This is a genomic window from Winogradskyella sp. SYSU M77433 (assembly GCF_029911945.1).
In the GTDB taxonomy this organism is placed as follows: domain Bacteria; phylum Bacteroidota; class Bacteroidia; order Flavobacteriales; family Flavobacteriaceae; genus Winogradskyella.
The window spans coordinates 1-4,143 of the sequence record NZ_JARYTG010000017.1; the positions used below are offsets into that span (position 1 = coordinate 1).

General features: G+C 38.2%; 2 protein-coding genes. Both read left to right on the forward strand.

Annotated features, from left to right (window positions below; translation table 11 throughout):
- The coding region (locus tag QGM60_RS18030) for a choice-of-anchor L domain-containing protein (protein WP_281141634.1) at positions 1-3,476 on the forward strand (3,476 nt) is incomplete at its 5' end.
- A 32-nt stretch (positions 3,477-3,508) separates the two neighbouring features.
- On the forward strand, positions 3,509-4,143 hold a 635-nt coding region (locus QGM60_RS18035), incomplete at its 3' end, for a type IX secretion system membrane protein PorP/SprF (RefSeq protein ID WP_281141635.1).

Consider the following 4,143-nt stretch of genomic DNA (forward strand, 5'->3'; position numbering starts at 1 on the left):
CTTTTGCTGGACCTCTAGAATTCTTTACAGGATATTGTGTCTCTGAACCAACTAGTAATGATGGAAATGGTGTTAATTATGTTACACTGGGTATTACTAACTTCCCTAGTTTAGGTGATGTAACTTATGAAAACCAAACTTCACCTGTCGTTAATGCCTTCCAAGGCATTGAAACTACTGTGGAAATTGAGTTTGGACACACTTTCACTTACTATACCAACATATGGATAGATTTTAATGATGATTTAATTTTTGATGCTTCTGAATTAGTATTCCAAGGAGAATCTGCAGGCGGAGCTAATCCACATATATTAGACGCTTCATTTATAATGCCTATTACTGCTACTCTTGGCCAGCATAGAATGCGTATCGGAACAGCCGATTCTGGTCAGGCTACACCAGATCCTTGTTACAATGGTACTTGGGGTGTTACGCTAGATTTTACTGTAAACATACAGGAATTATTATGTACACTTCCAGATGCCAACTATACCGTGACACCGGATTGTGCAGGAAATCAATTCTTTATTGATGTAGATGTCACAAGTATGGGTGATGCTGCAACATTAGAACTTTCTAACACCTATGATGCCAACACAGTTCAAGCACCTAATGTCGGTTTATACCAAGTTGGTCCGTTCCCTTTTGGTACTTCTGTAAACGTTTTTGTGATGAACGAACAAGATAATAACTGTACCATTAGTAGTGATACGTTTGAGTTATTAGCTTGTCCACCTGTAAATGACAACTGTGTTGATGCTACAGTTGCTGCTGTAAACACTGATGGTGAGTGTACTGTAGTAACTCCTGGAACATTACTAGAAGCCACTCCTTCAAGTACACCTGCTGGATCTTGTGCTGGTAACCCAGATGATGATGTTTGGTTCCAATTTGTTGCTAATGATGACACACAACTTATCACATTAGAGAATATAGTTGGTTCATCTACAAATCTTGATCATGGTTTATATGAAGGAACATGTGGGTCTTTAACGGAAATATATTGTTCTACAGAAGCTTCTATAATAACACCAACTTTAACCGTTGGAAATACATACTACATACGAGTATTTTCTTTTGGATCTAACAGTGAAGACACAACTTTCGATTTATGTATAAGACCAGGTCTTGATAATGTCATTGTAGATCAAACTACTTATACTGTTGAGCAACTTGTCCAAGATATTTTAATTGGTGGTGAATGTGCTCAAATATCAAACATTACTTATTCAACAGGTACAGATTATGGCCAAGATAATGGTATAGGTTATTTCTCAATGTCTGGTGACGGCATTGGATTCCCTTTTGATGAAGGTATTATTCTAACATCTGGAGATGCAAGTTTAGCTTCTGGGCCAAATACAAATGCAATGAGTAATGGAACTTCTGCTTGGCCTGGTGATAATGATTTAGAAAATGCAGTAGGTATTACAACTACAAATAATGCCTCAATAATTGAGTTTGATTTTGTTCCACTTGCGGCTCAAATAAGCTTTGACTTTTTAATGGCCTCTGAGGAATACAATGGCGGCTCTTTTGAGTGTACTTTTTCAGATGCATTTGCATTTCTTTTAACCGATTCTAATGGTGTCACTACTAATTTAGCTGTATTACCTAATACAACAACTCCTATCTTAGTAACTAATATCCACCAAGCGAATACAAGTTGTGGTGCTGAAAACGAACAATATTTTGGTGGTTATATCCCTGATAACTTACCGCCTATTTCATTTGATGGTAGAACAACCGTTTTCACTGCACAATCGGCAGTAAATGTTGGGGACACATACCATATTAAATTAGTTATAGCTGACCAAAGTGACTCTGCTTTCGATTCTGGAGTATTCTTACAAGCAGGTAGTTTTGATCTTGGTGAATTAAACTTAGGTGAAGATATTACTATCTCTTCTGGTGAAGCAACATGTTTAGGTGAACCTATAGTTCTTGATACACAAGCACCTAACCTACAACACGTATGGTTTAAAGATGGTATACAGATTCCAGGTGAAACTTCTTCTACTCTAACAGTAACAGAGCCTGATTTATATACTGCACAAGTAATTTTCTCAAGTCAATGTTTCTTAACTGATGATATAGTAGTAGAATTCTTGCCACCTCCAGTGCTTAATGAAGATCCTTCAGATCTAGAAAGTTGTTCTGCTACTGATGAAGCTCCATTTACTTTAAGTGATAATGATTCTGTTGTTTTAGGAAGTTTAGACCCTTCAATGCATACTATTTCATATCATCTTTCTGAAAGTGATGCAGAAAACAATTTAGCACCGATAACGGATTCACCTTATATAAACATATCTAATCCTCAAACTGTTTACGTTAGAGTACAAGACAATGTTACAAGTTGTTATAGTATAGCTTCCTTTGACTTGATTGTAACTGATCCTACTCATACAGCTGAAAGTGTAGATTATAGTATTTGTAACAGTGATGGTGAAGCAATTTTTGATCTTGGGTCTCATGATTCAAGTATTTTAAATGGTCAAGATGCTTCTCAATTTAATGTAACTTATCATTCGTCTGAGACTGATGCTATTAATAATCAAAATCCATTAGCTGACTCTTATACAAGTATGGGTGAAACTGTTTATGTACGTGTTGAAAGCATAAGTAATCCTTATTGTTATGTAGTCAATAGCTTTAGTTTAATTGTAAGTAGTCCTTCACATACTGCTGAAAGTGTAGACTACATCGAATGTGGAAATGGTGTTGAAGCTACTTTTGATCTTGCTTCTCATTCTTTAGACGTCTTAAATGGACAAGATGATACGCAATTCAATGTTACGTATCACTCATCAGAAGCTGATGCTGAAAATGATGAAAACTCATTACCTTATTCTTACAATAGTACAGGTGAAACTGTTTATGTACGTGTTGAATCAATTGACAATGAAGGTTGTTATGTAGTCAACAATTTTGATTTAATCATCGGAACTCAACCACAAGCCACGTTCGATCCATCATATGATTATGAAGTATGTCCAGGTGCTACGGTATCCATTGAGATTGCCCTTGTGCCTACCAACTTCAGTGTAGAGGATGTGACCATAAGCTGGTACTATGAAGGTACACAGATTAGCGGTGAGAGCGACCTTGTCCTTGACAGTGGCGTACTACTAAGTGGTGAGTACTCTGCTGAGATCATGTTCAACGATACGGGTTGTACAAACACTGTATACACAGATGTGGTAGAACTTGATTTCTGTGATTTCCCGCAAGGTATATCTCCTGGTGTATCACCTGGACAGAACGATACCTTCGACTTAAGCCCGTTCGATGTAACAGAGCTTAAGATTTTCAACAGAAACGGTACTCTAGTATACTCTAGAAGCAACTATATCGATGAATGGCACGGACAAACCAACAGTGGTGATGAGCTTCCTGTAGGAACTTATTTCTATACCGTGATATACGAAGGTGGTGCTAAATCGAAAACAGGATGGGTATACATCAACAAATAAATTTGACTAACTGAATCAACTTAAATTATAACATGAAAAAACTCTCTATTATAGCGGTCCTGTTACTGGCGTTCCAGATGCAGGCTCAACAGGACCCTCAGTATACGCAGTACATGTACAATATGAACGTCGTTAACCCTGCTTATGCCGGGTCGAGGGAGAACCTTTCCTTCGGGCTCTTATACAGAAAACAGTGGTCTGGTATCGATGGTGCACCTGAAACGGGTACCTTCTTCGGGCACGCTCCTGTGGGTGACAATCTTGGTATCGGTCTGTCGGTTATTGCCGATCAGATCGGTCCCGTACAAGAAACCAATGTCTATGCTGACGTATCCTATACTCTTAGACTTGGCGGTGAGCACAACTTAGCTTTTGGGGTTAAGGCTGGTGCTACTTTCCATGATATTGGATTGACGGACTTGGTTGTACAAAATGAGGATGATCCGTTCTTTAACCAGAACATCAACTCGACAACACCTAATATAGGTGCAGGTTTCTTTTACTATACCAATAAGTATTATCTATCCCTGTCTGTACCGAACTTGCTATCTTCGGTGCACTTGGATGACAATGGCAATAACCTTGGTTCGGAAAGTCAGCACTACTTCCTAACTGGTGGTTATGTATTTGACCTCTCAGAGAACACAGAACTTAAGCCTTCGTTCTT